The sequence below is a fragment of the Bartonella sp. AA16NXGY genome (assembly GCF_042197325.1).
Lineage (GTDB): Bacteria > Pseudomonadota > Alphaproteobacteria > Rhizobiales > Rhizobiaceae > Bartonella.
In genome coordinates this window covers 131822-148192 of the sequence record NZ_JBHIRR010000001.1, presented here as the reverse complement: position 1 = coordinate 148192, position 16371 = coordinate 131822, and the positions used below count along the sequence as shown (strand labels likewise).

The 16371-nt window shown below is 36.3% G+C and carries 11 protein-coding genes, 1 tRNA gene and 1 pseudogene; 11 read left to right on the top strand and 2 right to left on the bottom strand.

The features are described from left to right. Positions 1-30 precede the first annotated feature (30 nt). The 10 genes and pseudogenes from ACFINK_RS00590 to ACFINK_RS00545 all read left to right on the top strand — a co-directional run bounded on the left by ACFINK_RS00590 (position 31) and on the right by ACFINK_RS00545 (position 12259). Positions 31-2181 (top strand): transglycosylase domain-containing protein, encoded by a 2151-nt coding sequence (locus tag ACFINK_RS00590; protein WP_375638062.1) that lies wholly within the window; start codon positions 31-33, stop codon positions 2179-2181. Between the two features lie 17 nt (positions 2182-2198). Then, positions 2199-2795, top strand: a complete 597-nt coding sequence (locus ACFINK_RS00585; protein ID WP_375631622.1) for a DUF1214 domain-containing protein — start codon at positions 2199-2201, stop codon at positions 2793-2795. After that, positions 2788-3327, top strand: a complete 540-nt coding sequence (locus tag ACFINK_RS00580) for a DUF1254 domain-containing protein (RefSeq protein WP_375638061.1) — start codon at positions 2788-2790, stop codon at positions 3325-3327. Before ACFINK_RS00585 ends, ACFINK_RS00580 begins: the two co-directional genes overlap by 8 nt. 534 nt (positions 3328-3861) lie before the next feature. Continuing rightward, a complete protein-coding gene (locus ACFINK_RS00575) occupies positions 3862-4644 on the top strand; it encodes a DUF1499 domain-containing protein (protein WP_375613003.1) in 783 nt (260 codons plus the stop codon). 1425 nt (positions 4645-6069) lie between these two features. Next, positions 6070-6471, top strand: a pseudogene (locus tag ACFINK_RS00570) (DUF1499 domain-containing protein); the annotation flags it as partial. A 392-nt stretch (positions 6472-6863) separates the two neighbouring features. Beyond that, positions 6864-7922, top strand: a complete 1059-nt coding sequence (locus ACFINK_RS00565) for a hypothetical protein (RefSeq protein WP_375638060.1) — start codon at positions 6864-6866, stop codon at positions 7920-7922. After that, positions 7876-10668, top strand: a complete 2793-nt coding sequence (locus tag ACFINK_RS00560) for an autotransporter outer membrane beta-barrel domain-containing protein (protein WP_375638130.1) — start codon at positions 7876-7878, stop codon at positions 10666-10668. Before ACFINK_RS00565 ends, ACFINK_RS00560 begins: the two co-directional genes overlap by 47 nt. Before the next feature lie 78 nt (positions 10669-10746). After that, a complete protein-coding gene (locus ACFINK_RS00555; RefSeq protein ID WP_375638059.1) occupies positions 10747-11787 on the top strand; it encodes an HlyD family type I secretion periplasmic adaptor subunit in 1041 nt (346 codons plus the stop codon). A gap of 120 nt (positions 11788-11907) precedes the next feature. Continuing rightward, complete coding sequence (locus tag ACFINK_RS00550; protein WP_375638129.1) at positions 11908-12012, top strand: toxin-activating lysine-acyltransferase; 105 nt, start codon at positions 11908-11910, stop codon at positions 12010-12012. Further along, positions 11981-12259, top strand: coding sequence for a toxin-activating lysine-acyltransferase (locus ACFINK_RS00545; protein ID WP_375638058.1), 279 nt, complete (start codon positions 11981-11983; stop codon positions 12257-12259). Before ACFINK_RS00550 ends, ACFINK_RS00545 begins: the two co-directional genes overlap by 32 nt. Positions 12260-12489: 230 nt before the next feature. Here ACFINK_RS00545 and ACFINK_RS00540 read toward each other — a convergent pair. Then, positions 12490-12564 (bottom strand) — tRNA-Gln (locus ACFINK_RS00540). Positions 12565-13439: 875 nt separating this feature from the next. On the opposite strand from ACFINK_RS00540, the gene ACFINK_RS00535 reads away from it, so the two are divergent. Continuing rightward, entirely contained in the window at positions 13440-14042 is a 603-nt protein-coding gene (locus ACFINK_RS00535; protein ID WP_375638057.1) for a superoxide dismutase, read from the top strand. Positions 14043-14124: 82 nt separating this feature from the next. On the opposite strand, the gene ACFINK_RS00530 is transcribed toward ACFINK_RS00535, so the two are convergent. After that, positions 14125-16218 carry a S9 family peptidase gene (locus tag ACFINK_RS00530; protein WP_375638056.1) on the bottom strand — a complete coding sequence of 698 codons (2094 nt, stop codon included), beginning with the start codon at positions 16216-16218 and terminating at the stop codon, positions 14125-14127. Between the last annotated feature and the right edge of the window lie 153 nt (positions 16219-16371).

Sequence of the window (16371 nt, the reverse complement as noted above, 5' to 3'; positions counted from 1 at the left end):
TTGTATTGCTTTGCCATAGGCTCTCTTTAAATGTTTGATTTTTTTAAAAAAAAGAAAGGGCAACACCGTAAGCCATTTCATAGTCCTGCTCTCATTGAATTAGACGCACGATTAGACACAGCGCTTTATCACATTCGTTCTGCTAACAGTTTTTTCTGGAAAAAGGCAAAAATCGTCTCACAAAATTTTCATCTTCAAGGATGGAAACGTTTTATCGTTGAAGTTCTCGATGAAATACTGACATTAGGGTTGATGGGATTTACTCTTTTCACTATTTTGGGCATTTCTGTTTTTGAACTGACCAAAACAGATTGGTCTTCTCCTAAAAACTTTTCCATTCTTTTTCTAGATCGCTATGGAAATTCCATTGGGCACCGTGGTGCACTGCCGGCAATCTCTGTCCCCGTTGAAGAAATGCCTGACACTGTCATTAAAGCGGTTCTCGCTACAGAAGACCGTCGTTTTTTTGATCATTGGGGCATTGATTTTCAAGGACTTACACGGGCAATTTCACAAAATATGCAAGCTAAAGGTGTGGTGCAAGGTGGTTCAACTCTCACACAACAATTGGCTAAAAATTTATTTTTAACAAACGAAAGAACCATAACACGTAAAATCAAAGAAGCTTATCTTGCTCTTTGGCTAGAAGCAAATTTTAGCAAAAAGCAGATTTTACAACTTTACCTTGACCGAGCATATATGGGAGGAAACAATTTTGGTATTGCCGCAGCGGCAAAATTTTATTTTGGAAAAAACATACGTCATGTCTCTTTAAGTGAATCTGCTATGTTAGCAGGACTCTTTAAAGCTCCAACAAAATATGCTCCTCATAGTCATCTCTTTGCAGCTCAAACACGTGCCAATATCGTCCTTTCTAATCTTGTTAATAGTGGCTTTATGACGAAGAGCCAAATTATCAATGCGCATCGCCACCCTGCTAAGGCACTTCCCCAAAGAGAAAATAATCAGCCAGATTATTTTCTTGATTGGGCATTCGAGGAAGTCAAAAAAATGCGTAATCAACTTCCAAGCCATAGTTTAATTATTCAAACGACCCTTGATCCGAATATTCAAAAAGCAGCAGAAGAATCAATCGCATATCATTTACATCAATATGGTCAACAATATCGCGTAACCCAAGCTGCCACCGTTATACTCGATAATAACGGTGCCGTATGCGCAATTGTTGGAGGACAAGATTATAAAAAGAGCCAATTTAACAGAGCAACACAAGGCGGACGGCAAACTGGTTCTTCATTCAAACCTTATGTTTACGCAACCGCACTGGAACACGGACTGTCTCCCTCGACAATCGTTTTAGATGCTCCTATCAATTGGGGAGGTTGGACACCAAAAAATAATTCTGGTCGTTATTTGGGAAAAATTGATTTAGCAACAGCTTTAGCTTTTTCTATTAATACAGTCCCTGTGTATCTCACCTATCAATATCTTAACCGTGATACCCAACCCATCATAGATCTCATCAAGAATATGGGGATTAACGCGCATATTTTATCACACAAAACAATGGTTCTTGGTACTTCCAACATGACCCCCATGGATCAAGCAACTGGCTTTAATGTCTTTGCCAATGGCGGGATAGCTGGTAATCGTCATGGGTTTACGCAAATCAAAACAATTGATGGTCGTGTCGTGTGGGATTTCGAACATAACGGAAAAAAACTACACCGAGTTCTGAGTGAACAATCAACAGCTTATATGAACCAAATGATGGTGGGTGTCACGACACGAGGATCTGGTAAGCGTGCTGCTCTAACCATGACTCTCGTCGCTGGGAAAACTGGAACATCACAATCTTATCGTGATGCTTGGTTTGTTGGCTTTACAGGCAATTATACAGGAGCGGTATGGATGGGAAATGATAACTTTTCACCGATGAATCGTGCTTTTGGGGGTGGCGTTCCTGCCATGATATGGCATCGCATCATGCTTGCTGCACATCAAAATATCATGCTCAAACAGCTCTATGGTGTTAAAGATTCTCTCCTTCCTTATCAGCCCCCAGTACTTTCTTCCCATGCAGATTCTGAAGTTCCTCCTCCAATACCCTCTACGCTTTCTCCTGAAACATTAAATATCGTGCGATTGATTAACAAAGATCTGAAAAAAACATCTGCAATTTCTTTGAAAATGAAAACAACTGGAGATTCAACATTTTGAATTCAAGATATTCACTGATGTTTTTTAATATCACCATTTTCTTTTTTATCTTCGCTTTTTCCATTTTATGTGGAACACTGAGTGTCGATTATGTGCTCAATTCCTTTCCTCATTTTGGACTCTTTAGAATTGGAAAATGGAGTGCTTATCCCCAAATGGGAACCGCCAATATGGATCCTTATACCCGCGCCCGCACCGCTAAACAAGGCATTGTTTCACTCGGACGAACTGAAGGTATTCAATTCCAGATTTGGCAAGATAACCAAGGGCGTCCACTTCATCATCACTGTCATTATTTACTCAAAGGCACCATCCCTGAAACCCGTCTTTTTACCCTTTATACAGCTGACAAATCCCTAAAACCTTATACTTCATCCAAAGAAATACCTTTTGAACTCCACACTGACAATATTATCTATGAGCATGATGGCTCATTGCGCATCAATATTTCACCCACACCGCAAGCCGGCAATTGGCTTGCAACAGTTAGTCAAAAAGAATTCGGGCTTATTCTTACCTTATACGATACCTCAATCATCTCTGCAACGGCATTACAAAAGCTTACAATGCCATCAATAGAACAAATCCCATCAGGACAAATAAATTGTGACTAGATTTATTTATACCGCACTTCTTGCAATCATTGGCGCTATTATCGTTCATATTTGCGTTCTCTTTCTGATCCCCTATTGGGCACAGGATAATATATGGACAGCACTTAAAAAATCCGGAGCCCCTTATCAATTTGTTGCTTTTACTCCCGATAATTCTATTCAACAATCTGCTGATCCCCTCTTTCTTCTTAAAGTCTGCAGATTTAACCTTGAAAATGGACCTGTTCATTTAAAAGCTTTGAAAACACGACAATTTTGGTCACTAGCAGCCTACACACACAACGGAATTATTTTCTATAGCCTTAATGACCGAACAGCCCCTGATGCGACACTCGATCTTATCATTGGAAAACCAATACAAATCATAGAACTCAAAAAATCAAAACCTAAAAAAAATACCAATTCAGTTTTGGTTGCTAAAAATTTGAATGAAGGGTTTGTTATTTTACGTACTTTTGTCCCTTCTTCCCTTGCGAAAAAAGAAAGTGAAGCTTTCCTTTCATCTGCGACCTGCCGTATATTTTATGAATAAAAACCGACTAACCTCTCATTTGTACAACACCTTACTTTCTATACAAAATACATGAAGCCTATCAAAATGGTTATCTTTTTTCTCTATTAATTGAATATTCGAATTCAGATTTGTCTGATTGTAGATCCCTCAATTTTTTATTGAGGTAGAATGAAATCTCTATTGCACATCATCATATCCTATTTGATACGCATTATCTGACAGAAAAAACTCCCCGCAATCAGAAGAGAAAAATCAAGAGTAAAGCTCTAAAAAAATATGCTGCTAACAATTGTAAAACTTGTTATTTGAGTTTACTTCTTTTTATTTACAAACATTCCCATAAAGTTCGCATCAATGACATGATAAACTATAGAAGAAATACTGATTACCTTCAATGAAGTGCTAAAATAACCACTGGAAACTTATAAGACATTACGCATCCTTGACCTCAAAAATAAGTGCTTTATTTTTGTTTTATGAGCATAAGCTTTTTGTAAGATATGCACTCTGAAAAAACTTGGCTTATAGTTTACAATTGAGGGGAAAAACTTCATGAAGAAGAGATATGTTCGGTTAATTTCAAGAGCAGCAGTATGGTCCCCTCGATTTGGTGGTTTAGCCTTCTTTATTTTATTATTTTCGGTCATTTTACAACGTTTTTCCGTACTTAACGTAAGCGACTTCATAATCTTGATAGGAATCTCTACTTGCTGTGTGATTATTTCTCTTTTTCTCGCTCTTAAAGCACTTCATAGTTTGTGGGTCTATGGAGCCCTAGGGGGAATGAAAGCTTTAAAAGGGATCGTTTATTCACTCATAACTGCGACACCATTGATGCTCTTTTTTGGACTTTGGTTTACCTTACCGGCTCTTTACGATATTTCTACCGATACACAAAACCCGCCGGCTTTTTTTCGCACAATACGTCCCAGTGATGCTTTACCGCTCAAAAGTGTTTTGACTGAACAAACAGCAATACAGATCTCACAATGGACAGAAATGTCAGGGCGCCGTTATGATGGATCATCTGACCTTATTCGCGAATCCGTTCTCAATGTTTTAGCTGCGTATGATTGGCCTGTTGTGGCTCAAAAAAAGTTTAAAGGTGAAGAAGATACGCTTTATATTGAAACAATGGCCAAAACTTTTTACCTTGGCTTTATTTCAGATATTGTTATTCGTTTAACTGATGAAGGGGATACAACTTTTGTTGATATGCGTTCTGCTTCTCGTTATTTACCAAGAGATTTGGGGACAAATGCTGCTTTTATTATCGATTTTATGGATGCACTTGATACAGAAATCGCCTCACTTCCTCTTTCTGAAGATAATTAGTAGAGATTAGAAGTATAGTAAGTTACATTTACTAAATTAGCTTATTTCAAAAATAAATTTTGAGACGTGCAGAAACGCACAAAACATTTATCGTCTCTCGACGGCCATAAGCATTACTGACAAGTTCTTTAAACACCCAAAAGCAACTTATAGCCTCTTTTTAGCGCGTGACATATAGATAAAATATTTGAATTCAAATTCTAAACTTAAATACTATAATTGATTTTACATATATTTTTTATGCTCAGAAATCTCATCATAAAAGTAGGAAAGAAGACTTCTCTAATAAGGAAATTAAGCATTTCTTACAGGCGCATTTTTCCAATGAAAATAGAAAAATACACCCTCATCAAGAAAGATGAAATACATTTATCATAAAATATGATGCATATGTAATATAGTTACAGAAAAAATTAACAATAAAATACACATAAATTCATCTGTATTTTACAATAAATGATTATTTCAATTTTATAAAGAAATTTCATAATAATAAAAAAATATATATTATTACAAATAATAGAAACTTATTTAAATGAAAATAATTTTTCATCAAACATAACTTAAATATAAATACTAATATATAATATATTTAAACGCAACATAAATAAAACAAAACGCCAAAAATAACCCACTAAATGTCTTAATTGCTTCCTTTATACTATTTTTCCAACTGTCATCACTTTATCTATAACTTAATAAAAATATAAAAACAAATATTGAAAATAAAATATCAAAAACATTATTATATAAAGATAATAAATAATCATTTTTCATATAAATAACGTATACAAATAAAAACTGTTATAGAAAGTAATATAACAAATATAATGAACAAAAATGTGCTTAACAACATTTTTTTCACAATTTATTTGTTACTATAACCTTTAAATTTATACCGTAAAAACATTGCATAGAAAAATATAAATAAAGCACATGTAGAAGATAATAATTCTGCAATAATACGAATAATATCACTCATAAAAAAATCCAAATTAAATATATATAAAAACAATAAACACTAACATATATTATATCATACAAAAGTTAATAAAGTAAAATAATATAAAAAATAAAATTTCCAAATTAATCTATAATTATAAATTAATAATGAATAATCATTGTTCATAGAAATAACGTATATAAATAAAAAATGTTATAGAAAATAATATAACGAACAAAGATATTCTTAACAAAATTTTTTTTCAAATTTATTTTTTACTATAACCTTTAGATTTATAATATGAAAACAATGTATAGAAAAATATAAATAAAGCACCTATAGAAAATAATAATTCTACAATAATACTAATAAGCTCATTCATAAAAAAAATCCAAATTAAATATATAATTTTGTAAAATTATGCACCTAAACCTTCCTGTCAAGTTTGTAGACACATAATTATGCCTACAAGCTTGTGCATTGCTTTACCGCTCAAAAGTGTTTTGACTGAACAAGAAACATTACAGATGTCACAATGGCCAGAAATATCGGGGCGCCGTTATGATGGATCACCTGACCGTATTCGCGAATCCGTTCTCAATGTTTTAGCTGCGTATGATTGGCCAGTTGTGGCTCAAAAAAAGTTTAAAGGTGAAGAAGATGCGCTTTATATTGAAACAATGGCAAAAACTTTTTACCTTGGCTTTATTTCAGATATTGTTATTCGTTTAACTGGTGAAGGGGATACAACTTTTGTTGATATGCGTTCTGCTTCTCGTTATTTGCCAAGAGATTTGGGGACTAATGCTGTTTTTATTATCGATTTTATGGATGCGCTTGATACAGAAATCTCGTCACTTCCTCTTTCTCAAGATGATGAGTAGAAACTTGTACTTACTTCCAACAGAAAAATCCCTACCAACCTGTCATTTGTTTGCACTATTATTACTTATTACTGAAAGTGCTTTTACTCTTTCAGGACAAAGCTTTTAAACGAAAATATCTCAATCCTAACTTATTTCATAACAAAAATATTGTTTTGTCTCTCATTTGATGTTTTTATTTAAAATATTTTAAGTATTAATATATATTAACTATTAATATACTATGTATTAAACAATAAAAATGATTTATTTTATTAAAAAGTAAATTTATAATATTTGACAAATAATAACAAATTAACTAATAGGTAAGTATTGTAATTAAAATTTAAATTGTTTATTTTCCTTACTTCTAAGCGGGGAGAACATGCGGAGCTTATAAGGGAGGAACAGCTATGTCTAAAAAATCTTTACTCTCCTGTACAGCTATCGCAGCAATTATGCTTTTTGGCAAAAATCTCAACGTACATGCTGAATCTCTTGAAGTTGATAAAGGAGAAGTAAAAAACGTATCAAACAAGACTTATGAATATATTCAAACAACAAATGGTGGAAAAGTCATCGGTAAAAACTTAACACTGACCGGAGGTCATCCAATAAACAACGATTTGGATGCTGTAGTCCTTAGAACCCAATCTTCAATTGAGTTATGGGATACAACCATTAAAAGTGCAAACGATACTCAGCTGCATAGTGGTGTTGGAATATGGCATGGTAGTACATTTAAGATGATAGGAGGTGTTATTGCAGCCGATTATGGCGTTATATCAGACACTGATGACAGTGGCACAACGATATTGGAAAACGTGAAATTATCAAGCGGTAAAGACAACACTTCGATGAGCAAAGGAATCTCCGCTAGAAAAGGCATAATTACTTTAAAAAATGTAACCGTTAATGAAGCAGATTTATCCGTAGCAGCATCTTCTGATGCACATGTGATAATATCTGTCAGTTCCTTTGGCGGTGAGGTACAAGCTAAACAATGCAGTACCATTACTTTAAACGATAATGTCACAGTAACATCTAAAAATGATGGACTCCATGCAGATGGTGAACAATCTAAAATCACAATGACTGGAGGAACTGTAAAGGGGAAAAAAAGTGCTCTGTTGACAGAAAATGGCGGATATATTGATGTCGCCGATATCACTCTCACCGCATATAACAAAGGAACAGGCGCAAAATCCACTGGTCCTAACAGCATGATTGATTTGCATAATAATGCAACCATTAAAGAGACTGTTATTGGACTTGAAGCAAAAGACAATGGTGTCATTCAAATGACAGGAGGATCTATTGAAATCACAGAAGGCGAAGCAGTAGGTGCATTATTCCTTGACACCGCAAGCAAAAAAAAACACGCTGAAAGATGTGAAAATATCAAGTGGAAAAGATGGCTTTCTTATGGAGAAAGGAATCTCCGCTATAAAAGGCATAATTACTTTAAATAATGTAACCGTCACAAAAGCAAAACGCAGCATCTATGCAGATAACAAATCTCAAGTAATGGTTTCTAGTGGATCTTTTGAGGCAAAAGAAGATGCAATCAATGCTCAAAGTGGTAGTACCATTACTTTGGACAATGAGGCTAAAATCACATCATCTGAGGGTGATGGCCTCCATGCAATTGGTGAGCAATCAAAAATTTTTATGACAGGGGGAACTGTTACCGGTAGCAATAGTGTATTATATACAAAAGCTGGTGGATATATTAATGTTAAAGACGTTGCTCTCACAGCAAATGGAAAAGGAACAAAATTCGGCGCATTTGCAAGAGGTTCCAGTACCATTGAATTGAATGGAAACACAACAATTAAAAATGCTACGATCGGTGTTAAAGCCCAAAGTGATAATGCGACAATCAAGATGACAGGAGGATCTATTGAAATCACAGAAGGCGAAGCAGTAGGTGCATTATTCCTTGACACCACAAGCAAAGAAAACACGCTGAAAGATGTGAAAATATCAAGCGGTAAAGATGGCTTTCTTATGGAGAAAGGAATAAGTGCTGACAAAGGAAGCATGGTTTCTTTAAATAATGTAACCGTTAAGAATGCAGAAAAAGCTCTCTTGGCTAATGATAATTCCCAAATAACAGTAATGGGCGGAGGTTCCTTTGGTGGAGAAGTACAAACTCTGCAAGGTAGCACAATTACTTTAAATGATAATGTCACAGTAACATCTAAAAATTACGGACTCCATGTAGATGGTGAAGAAGCCAAAATCACAATGACGGGAGGGAGTGTAAGTGCAAAAGGAGCAGCATTTGTCGTAAAAGATGGCGGACATATTGATGTCACAGATATTTCTGCAAAAGCACAGCGCAATGGGATACGCTTTGATAACTCAAAAAACGATCAAACTTTAGAAATAAACCTGACCAATACAAACCTTCTCATCGAAGATGGAACGGGTATTGTTGCCAACAATTCATCAAATGGTAAACTCAACCTCAAAGATTCAGAAATCAGAGCCGATAGGTTATTCGTAGGGATAATCCATGATACACCAAAACCTAATCAAATCTTTTCACTCTCCGCAGACCGTTCTGTCTTACAAGGTGGTGTAAGAAATGACGAAAATGGACAAACAAGCTTTGATCTCAAAAACAATACAACATGGTTTGTGAACACCAGCACAAAAGAAAAAGATGATGCGGGCAAGTTACTTGATATCACTCAAAGATCACGTTCTGATGTTTCTGCACTCAACCTCAATGACAGCAAAATTGTTTTTGAAAAGCCAGTAGAAAACCATTATCACACATTACATATCGGTTCTGGTAAAAAAGATACTCCAGAGATCTATAACGCTTCTGGAAACGCAGAAATCCACTTTAACATGGCATGGAACGATGGGGTTGCTGTAGATGATCAAAAAACCGATCGCGTTCTCATTCATGGCGATGCATCAGGTACAACAACAGTTTATATCAAGAGTGATGTAGGGGATAAAAACAGTGTAGAAAATGCTGCGGCCCCCTCGAATACAGGCGGTATTTCCCTTATCCAAGTCTCTGGAAAAGCGATGGAAGACTCCTTCAAATTAGCCAATGGTTATATCACAAGAGATGGTTTGCCTTATAAATACACACTAACTGCTTATGGACCAGAATCACGCCATGGCACAGCCAATATTGAGCAAAACCTCTTTGATGAAAAAAATGAAAACTTCTGGGATTTTCGCTTGCATAAAGCATTTCTTGACTCCGGTGGCGGTAGCGGTTCCGGTGGCTCTGTCCCTGGTCCACATGTGGAAGCTGTCGTACCGCAAGTGGCAAGCTATATCGTGATGCCTAACGCTCTCTTCTACGCTGGTTTTACCGACATTACTAAGCAAAGCAAATTGTTAGCTGATATCCGTACAACACAAAATTATTCTTTCTTCTTTTCACCCTATGGTAGCAATGCTACCTTAACCTCTGAGCGTGGTCCCTTCAAATATGGCTATGGCGCTGATATTCGCTATGCTGCCGTACAAGCAGGTGGTGCATTAGCTGCAATGGAAAGCCAAAATATCACCATGCATTTTGGACTTATGGGAACCTATGGGAAACTCTCTTTCACACCTAAGGATATGGAGGGTGCAGACAAAAGCACACTCAATAAATGGGCGGTTACAGCTTATGGCAGTATACAACACAACAATGGCTTATATGTCGATGTCCTAACTTCCTATGGCATGATCGATGGAAATATCACTACGGCTGATATCAAGAATGCCGCAAACTTGAAGGGTGCCAAAACCTTGAGCGCTTTGGTTACCATTGGAAAAGAATTTGCTACAGGAATGGCAGGGATAGAGTTTGAGCCACAAGCACAAATTGTTTATCAACAATTGTCGTTTGACACCATGAAAGATGCTGATAATCTAGAAATTGATATGAAAAATCCTTCCCAATGGTTGGTTCGGATTGGCGGACGTTTAACTAAAACTGTTTCTGCCGAAAGTGATTATCCCTTTTCTTTTTATGGAAAAGTGAACTTTCTTAAAACCTTTAGTGATGATGGGAAAATACAGATTGGTAAGGAATTTGACCTTGATCCTGCCGGAACTGCCATTGAAGGCGGTTTGGGCATCAATGCACAACTCTCCCACAATATCGTACTTCATGGTGATGTTAGTTACCAACAAAAGCTACAAAAAACGGGTATAACAGGAGCGAGCTTTTCTGGTGGAATACGTTATCAGTTCTAAGAAAATGCTGTAAAGTGAGCGTTATTTTCCCATTTGCTTGCATAAAAAGGCTGGACAACTCCATACTGTGTGGCCTTTTTGATTTGCACAAACCTACCGTGGAATACCGGTTATTCTTTTCTTTATAACATACCTACAACACTTCTTGCTGAAAGCAATCCTTTGGATAAAGATTTTGTAACCAAAGGGCTTGCCTATCTGCCAGCTCCTCCTTCTGGCAACACGACTGCAAGAATAGAAGGGGAAAAACTCATTAGCGCTACCCTTCAATCTCTCCAAGATAAATTAAGAGCGCTAAAAGCACAGGCGGACCGCGTCGAGCGCAGCGGTGCAACACAACATGCGCAATTAGATAGGTTGGAAGATGATCGTCAATTAAGCCAAGGAAAATTAAAGGCTGCAAAAAGCCTGATGGAAACAAAAGTCATTAGCCAAGCCGTTTATTTAGAGCGTTTACATGATTTTAAAAATGTCGAGCATGAAATTTTAACCAATCAAAGACGTTTGGAAGAAAATGCCGCCGAAATAAACACCCTCCGCCAACAACGGAAAAGTCTCATTTCCGATGAAATCGCCCGCTATCGGCAACTTTCGCGTGAAACAGAACTGAATCTTCAAGGATTAAAAGCAAAGCTTGATAGCACTCAATACCATCTTGACCACTTATCACTCTATGCACCTGTTGATGGACGTATCGATGATTTAAGTATCCATACTTTGGGCGGCTTTGTAGAAGCTGGTAAAACGCTCATGCGTATTGTCCCTGGTTCGGGTGGTCTCATTATTGAAGCATTTTTTGATAATCGAGATATTGGTTTTTTAGAAAAGGGCCAACGTGCTTACATCAAGTTTTCTGCCTTTCCGCCTGAACGTTTCGGTGTTATCCACGGTACAGTCGTTAATGTAGGCGCTACAGCGCGCTATAATAAAGAAATTAATGGTGTCTACGCTGTTTTAATCAAAATTGACCAAGATCATATCACTTTGAATAACAAACAACTTAAATTTATCCCTGGCATGACTGTGACAACGGATGTCATTACCTCAAAACGGCGTCTCATTTCTTATTTCTTTGAGCCTATCACCAAAATTTTAGAACAATCTCTAAAGGAAAGATAAAGATTAATGTGTGTGCATAAAAATCCTTCATCATCATTCATAGACCCTCTTACAGCGTTAGGAGCTATGGTTGTTTTAATGCTTACATCTTCCTTATACCGCCGCTGGCGAATCTAGGATATCGAACGAAATTTAGGACCAGCTTTACAGACTAGGCAATACAAGCTCTATAAAAATGAACGTGGAGAATTTTGTGCCTTTATCACTTGGGCTTTTTTTAGATGAGAAAAATCATCAATCTATGCTTGAAAAGGGAGAGCTTTTGTCCGATGCGGATTGGCAAGGCGGAGAATATATGTGGTTTATTGATTGTGTGGCACCCTATGGACATGCTGCTGGTATGGTACGTGACATGCAGCGGCATGTGTTTCCTAATCAGCATTATTGCTACGCTGTTCGGCGTAATGAAGATGGTGGAATACGGAAAATCACCCGCGGGTGTTGCTATAGAGCAAAAAATCCAGCTAAATAGTTTTTCTAAAGCAAGTGCGCATAAATCATTTACCTCTCGTCTTATAGAAAAGAATCTTTTAAAAGAGCTCTTTAAGCGATAGCTATAGCAAGAAAACCTTACCGTATTTAGAGCTAACCCACTATAAATAAGTGTCTCTCAACTTACCAGACTTGCTATGAATAGCAACAGAGGTTAAGAAGGCTAATCCACTCTCAAGCTGAACTTTGATTAACTAATTTCACTAGAATTGGCTGGGGTACCTGGATTCGAACCAGGGAATGCCGGTACCAAAAACCGGTGCCTTACCGCTTGGCTATACCCCAAAAAAACACGCTTTATAGCAACTCTTGCACCTTATAGCGATTCCTGTGATTGAACGCAATATTTGAAAATCAAAGACCTTACTTTTTTATCATAAAATTTCTGAGTCTTGTATGGCATTGCCATCGATACAAATTCGTAGCAGAAACTGATATACAGTTGTGATTTTAATATAAGTAGGAACCATTTATCCATCAATTATTTTACTCTTTGTATTGATTTTCTAGGAACAGAAAATGAAAATCTTGCAGTTTACTCATGTATCTAATAAATTTGCATATGATTTACTTTTCTTGATATATTAAAATCTCATCTTGCTCAATTTAAGAAAAAAGCTGTCACCACATTGGCAACCGGTAAGTGTATGATAGTGCTGCTGTGCTCTTGCATTAAGCATAAAGATGGTAATGTCCACTAATTTTTACATTATATTATTCATGGGTAGCACCATAAAATGAAATCAAGCACATTGAAAAATATTTCCTAAAAATAACACTTAATATTCTGTTGAAAACATTATGATACACCAATAAACTGGAAAAGTTTTGCAAAAATTAAAAACATTTTATATGGTATTTGAAAAAATAGAGATACCAAAACAAGGAATAATCGCTATTTCCATTTACTTTTTATTCAAAAGATAATGATATTTATTACCCGCTCATAGATGTAAAAAATCTTCAGAAGCAATCTTTATGTAGACCAATACCCTTTTTGATTGATGAATATACATTTCCTAAAAGCTTCTTTTACAAAAAGAGAGACATTAAAACTAATTTCATACAAACTAGGTATTCAACATTTGCTTTTAAATTCGGTAAATGGCAAATTAGGCTTATGAAATAAGCTTAACAATTAGAATCGAGGAGATTTTTAAATGGCTTTTGAATTGCCCCCGTTGCCTTATGATTACGATGCCCTTTCGCCTTATATGTCACGCGAAACGCTTGAATATCATCATGATAAGCATCACCTTGCTTATCTTACCAACACCAATAATTTTGTGAAAGAGTTAGGCTTAGAAAATGAAAGCCTTGAAGATATTGTTAAAAAAAGTTTTGGAAAAAATATTGGTTTGTTTAATAATGCAGCGCAGTATTACAATCATAACCATTTTTGGCTTTGGATGAAAAAAGATGGTGGTGGCCAAAAACTTCCTGAAAAGTTAGCAAAAGCTATTGACGCTGATCTAGGTGGTTACGACAAATTCCGCGCTGATTTTATTGCTGCTGCTAGTGCCCAATTTGGTGCTGGATGGGCGTGGGTTGCTGTTAAAGATGGCAAGCTTGAAATTATGAAAACGCCTAATGGTGAAAATCCCTTAGTGCACAATGCTCGTCCTATTTTAGGTGTCGATGTGTGGGAACATTCCTATTACATTGATTATCGCAATGCTCGACCGAAGTACCTCGAATCCTTTGTAGACCATTTAATTAATTGGGACTATGTTTTGGAACTTTATGAAGAATGTGAATTTTAAACTGTCTCAATAATTTTTTAGTGTATGAAAGTCTCTATAATTCAATAAATTATCGGAGACTTTCATACAGAAGTATTATGGATTAGCAAAAATCTTTTCCTGCTATCTTTAGAATATATGCATAGATATAGGCAACTTCTTCTAGCTTTGAAAAACGTCCAGCTGCACCAGCGTGCCCTGAATCCATATTAATACGTAATAAAATTGCATTATCGTCTGTTTTTAGGTCTCGTAATTTTGCCACCCATTTTGCAGGCTCCCAGTAAGTTACACGAGGATCTGTTAATCCTGCCATCACAAGTATAGGGGGATAGTTTTGAGCTTTGACATTATCGTAAGGGGAATAGGAAGCAATAAGCTTATAATCTTCTTCTGATTCAAGAGGATTCCCCCATTCGGCCCATTCTGGAGGAGTGAGTGGCAATGAAGCATCTAACATTGTCGCTAAGACATCAACAAAAGGCACATTTGCTACGATCCCAGCAAAATCCTGTGGAGCTATATTGGCAATGGCTCCCATCAACATCCCCCCTGCTGAACCACCATGAGCAATCAGCCGGTCGTGAGAAGTAAATTTATTGTTTACAAGATAACGCCCACAAGCAATAAAATCTGTAAATGTATTGTGCTTAAAGAGATGCTTTCCTTTCTCATACCATTCTACTCCCTTTTCTTTTCCTCCGCGAATATGAGCAATGGCATAAATAAAACCTCTGTTCACTAGAGAAAGTACATTACTATTGAAACTGGCAGGAATAGAAATCCCATAAGCACCATAACCGTAAAGCAGACAAGGCGCACCACCATCAAGGGGAGTGTTTTTGTGGTAAAAAAGTGAAATAGGAATCTTCTCACCATCGTCTGCTATTGCTGTAATACGTCGTGTTACATATGCATCTTTATTATGCCCAGAGGGAATTATTTGCGTTTTTAAAAGCATTCGTTTACAATTTTTCATCTCATAATCAAACACTTGATCAGGTGTTGTCATAGACGAATAGGAAAAACGAATAGTTGGACTGTTATATTCTGCAACTCCTTGCAGACCTAAAGAATAAGCCTCTTCAGTAAAAGCGATGGAATTAACTTGTTTAGTGGTACGTTCCATTACTTTTATACGTGGAAGCCCCTCAAAACGTTCGATCCAGACAAGAAAATCTTGATAAGCATCATGGGATAATATTAGGCACCCAAGCTGATGTGGGATAAACTCAGACCAATTTTCTGATTGTGGAGATGTATATGGCGCTACCATAATTTTGAAATCTTTTGCATTATCTAAATTGGTTAGAATATAAAAGACATCACCACCCTCTGTAAGTAAATATTCAATACCTTTTTGTCGTTTCCGTACACATTGGGGAACAGTAAAAGGCGCCTCAGCAGGAATTAACCAGATCTCGGATGTTTCATGATCATGAATATTAATATAAATAACATCATTAAGCTTAGAACCGCTTACATCTAAGAAAAAACCTGGATTGTCTTCACGAAAAATAAGCTTATCTTGTGATTGATCTGTGTTTAATTGGTGATAATAGAGCTCTGAAGGTCGGTGGTTTTTATCCATCTTAGTATAGAAAAAACCTTCAGACCTAGCATCCCATACAATTTGACCAGATGTATCAGTAATTATGTCCGTACAGTCAGATAATGTCTCAAAATTACGAATTTTAGCTGTATAGAACTCTGATCCTTTGTCATCATAGGTCCATACCACATGTGTATGGTCAGGAGATTCTTGAACTGAACCAAATTTAAAATATTCTTTGCCTTCTGCCAAGACATCACCATTAAGGTACACGTTTTTTTCTCCGCCATTCCTTGGTGTCCGAAAATAATGTGGTTGTTGGCCTCCGGTAACATAAGAGAATCCGTAAGCAAAAGGGCCATGTTTTATAGGAACAGAACTATCATTCTCTTGGATCCTGTTTTTCATTTCGGTAAAAAGCAAATCTCGTAATGGTTTTGTATCAGCCATTTGAGCTGATTGATAAGCATTTTCTTTTTCAAGATAATGTCGAATATTGGGATCAAGACAGTTAGGATCTTTAAAAACATCTTGCCAGTTAGACGCACGTAGCCAATGATAGGGATCATCACGAAAAATACCATGATATATTTCCTTATGAGTGATTCTAGATGCTTTGGGAGGAATTGCAAAAGTGCGAGTCATACACAATCCTATATTAAAATATGTTAATAGCTTCGTTTATATGTTAGAATCACAATGATTGATGCAAGTGTAAAAACCTATAAGTTCTATTCACTTGCAAAAATAGCACCATGATAATTTTTAAAACTAATACCTTTCTGTTCATTACATATC

Bases quoted from the DNA above. Each gene is read 5' to 3' on its own strand.
- ACFINK_RS00590 (WP_375638062.1), top strand. From the start codon at position 31: ATGTTTGATTTTTTTAAAAAAAAGAAAGGGCAACACCGTAAGCCATTT.
- ACFINK_RS00585 (WP_375631622.1), top strand. From the start codon at position 2,199: ATGTTTTTTAATATCACCATTTTCTTTTTTATCTTCGCTTTTTCCATT.
- ACFINK_RS00575 (WP_375613003.1), top strand. From the start codon at position 3,862: ATGAAGAAGAGATATGTTCGGTTAATTTCAAGAGCAGCAGTATGGTCC.
- ACFINK_RS00565 (WP_375638060.1), top strand. From the start codon at position 6,864: ATGTCTAAAAAATCTTTACTCTCCTGTACAGCTATCGCAGCAATTATG.
- ACFINK_RS00560 (WP_375638130.1), top strand. From the start codon at position 7,876: ATGGAGAAAGGAATCTCCGCTATAAAAGGCATAATTACTTTAAATAAT.
- ACFINK_RS00535 (WP_375638057.1), top strand. From the start codon at position 13,440: ATGGCTTTTGAATTGCCCCCGTTGCCTTATGATTACGATGCCCTTTCG.
- ACFINK_RS00530 (WP_375638056.1), bottom strand. From the start codon at position 16,218: ATGACTCGCACTTTTGCAATTCCTCCCAAAGCATCTAGAATCACTCAT.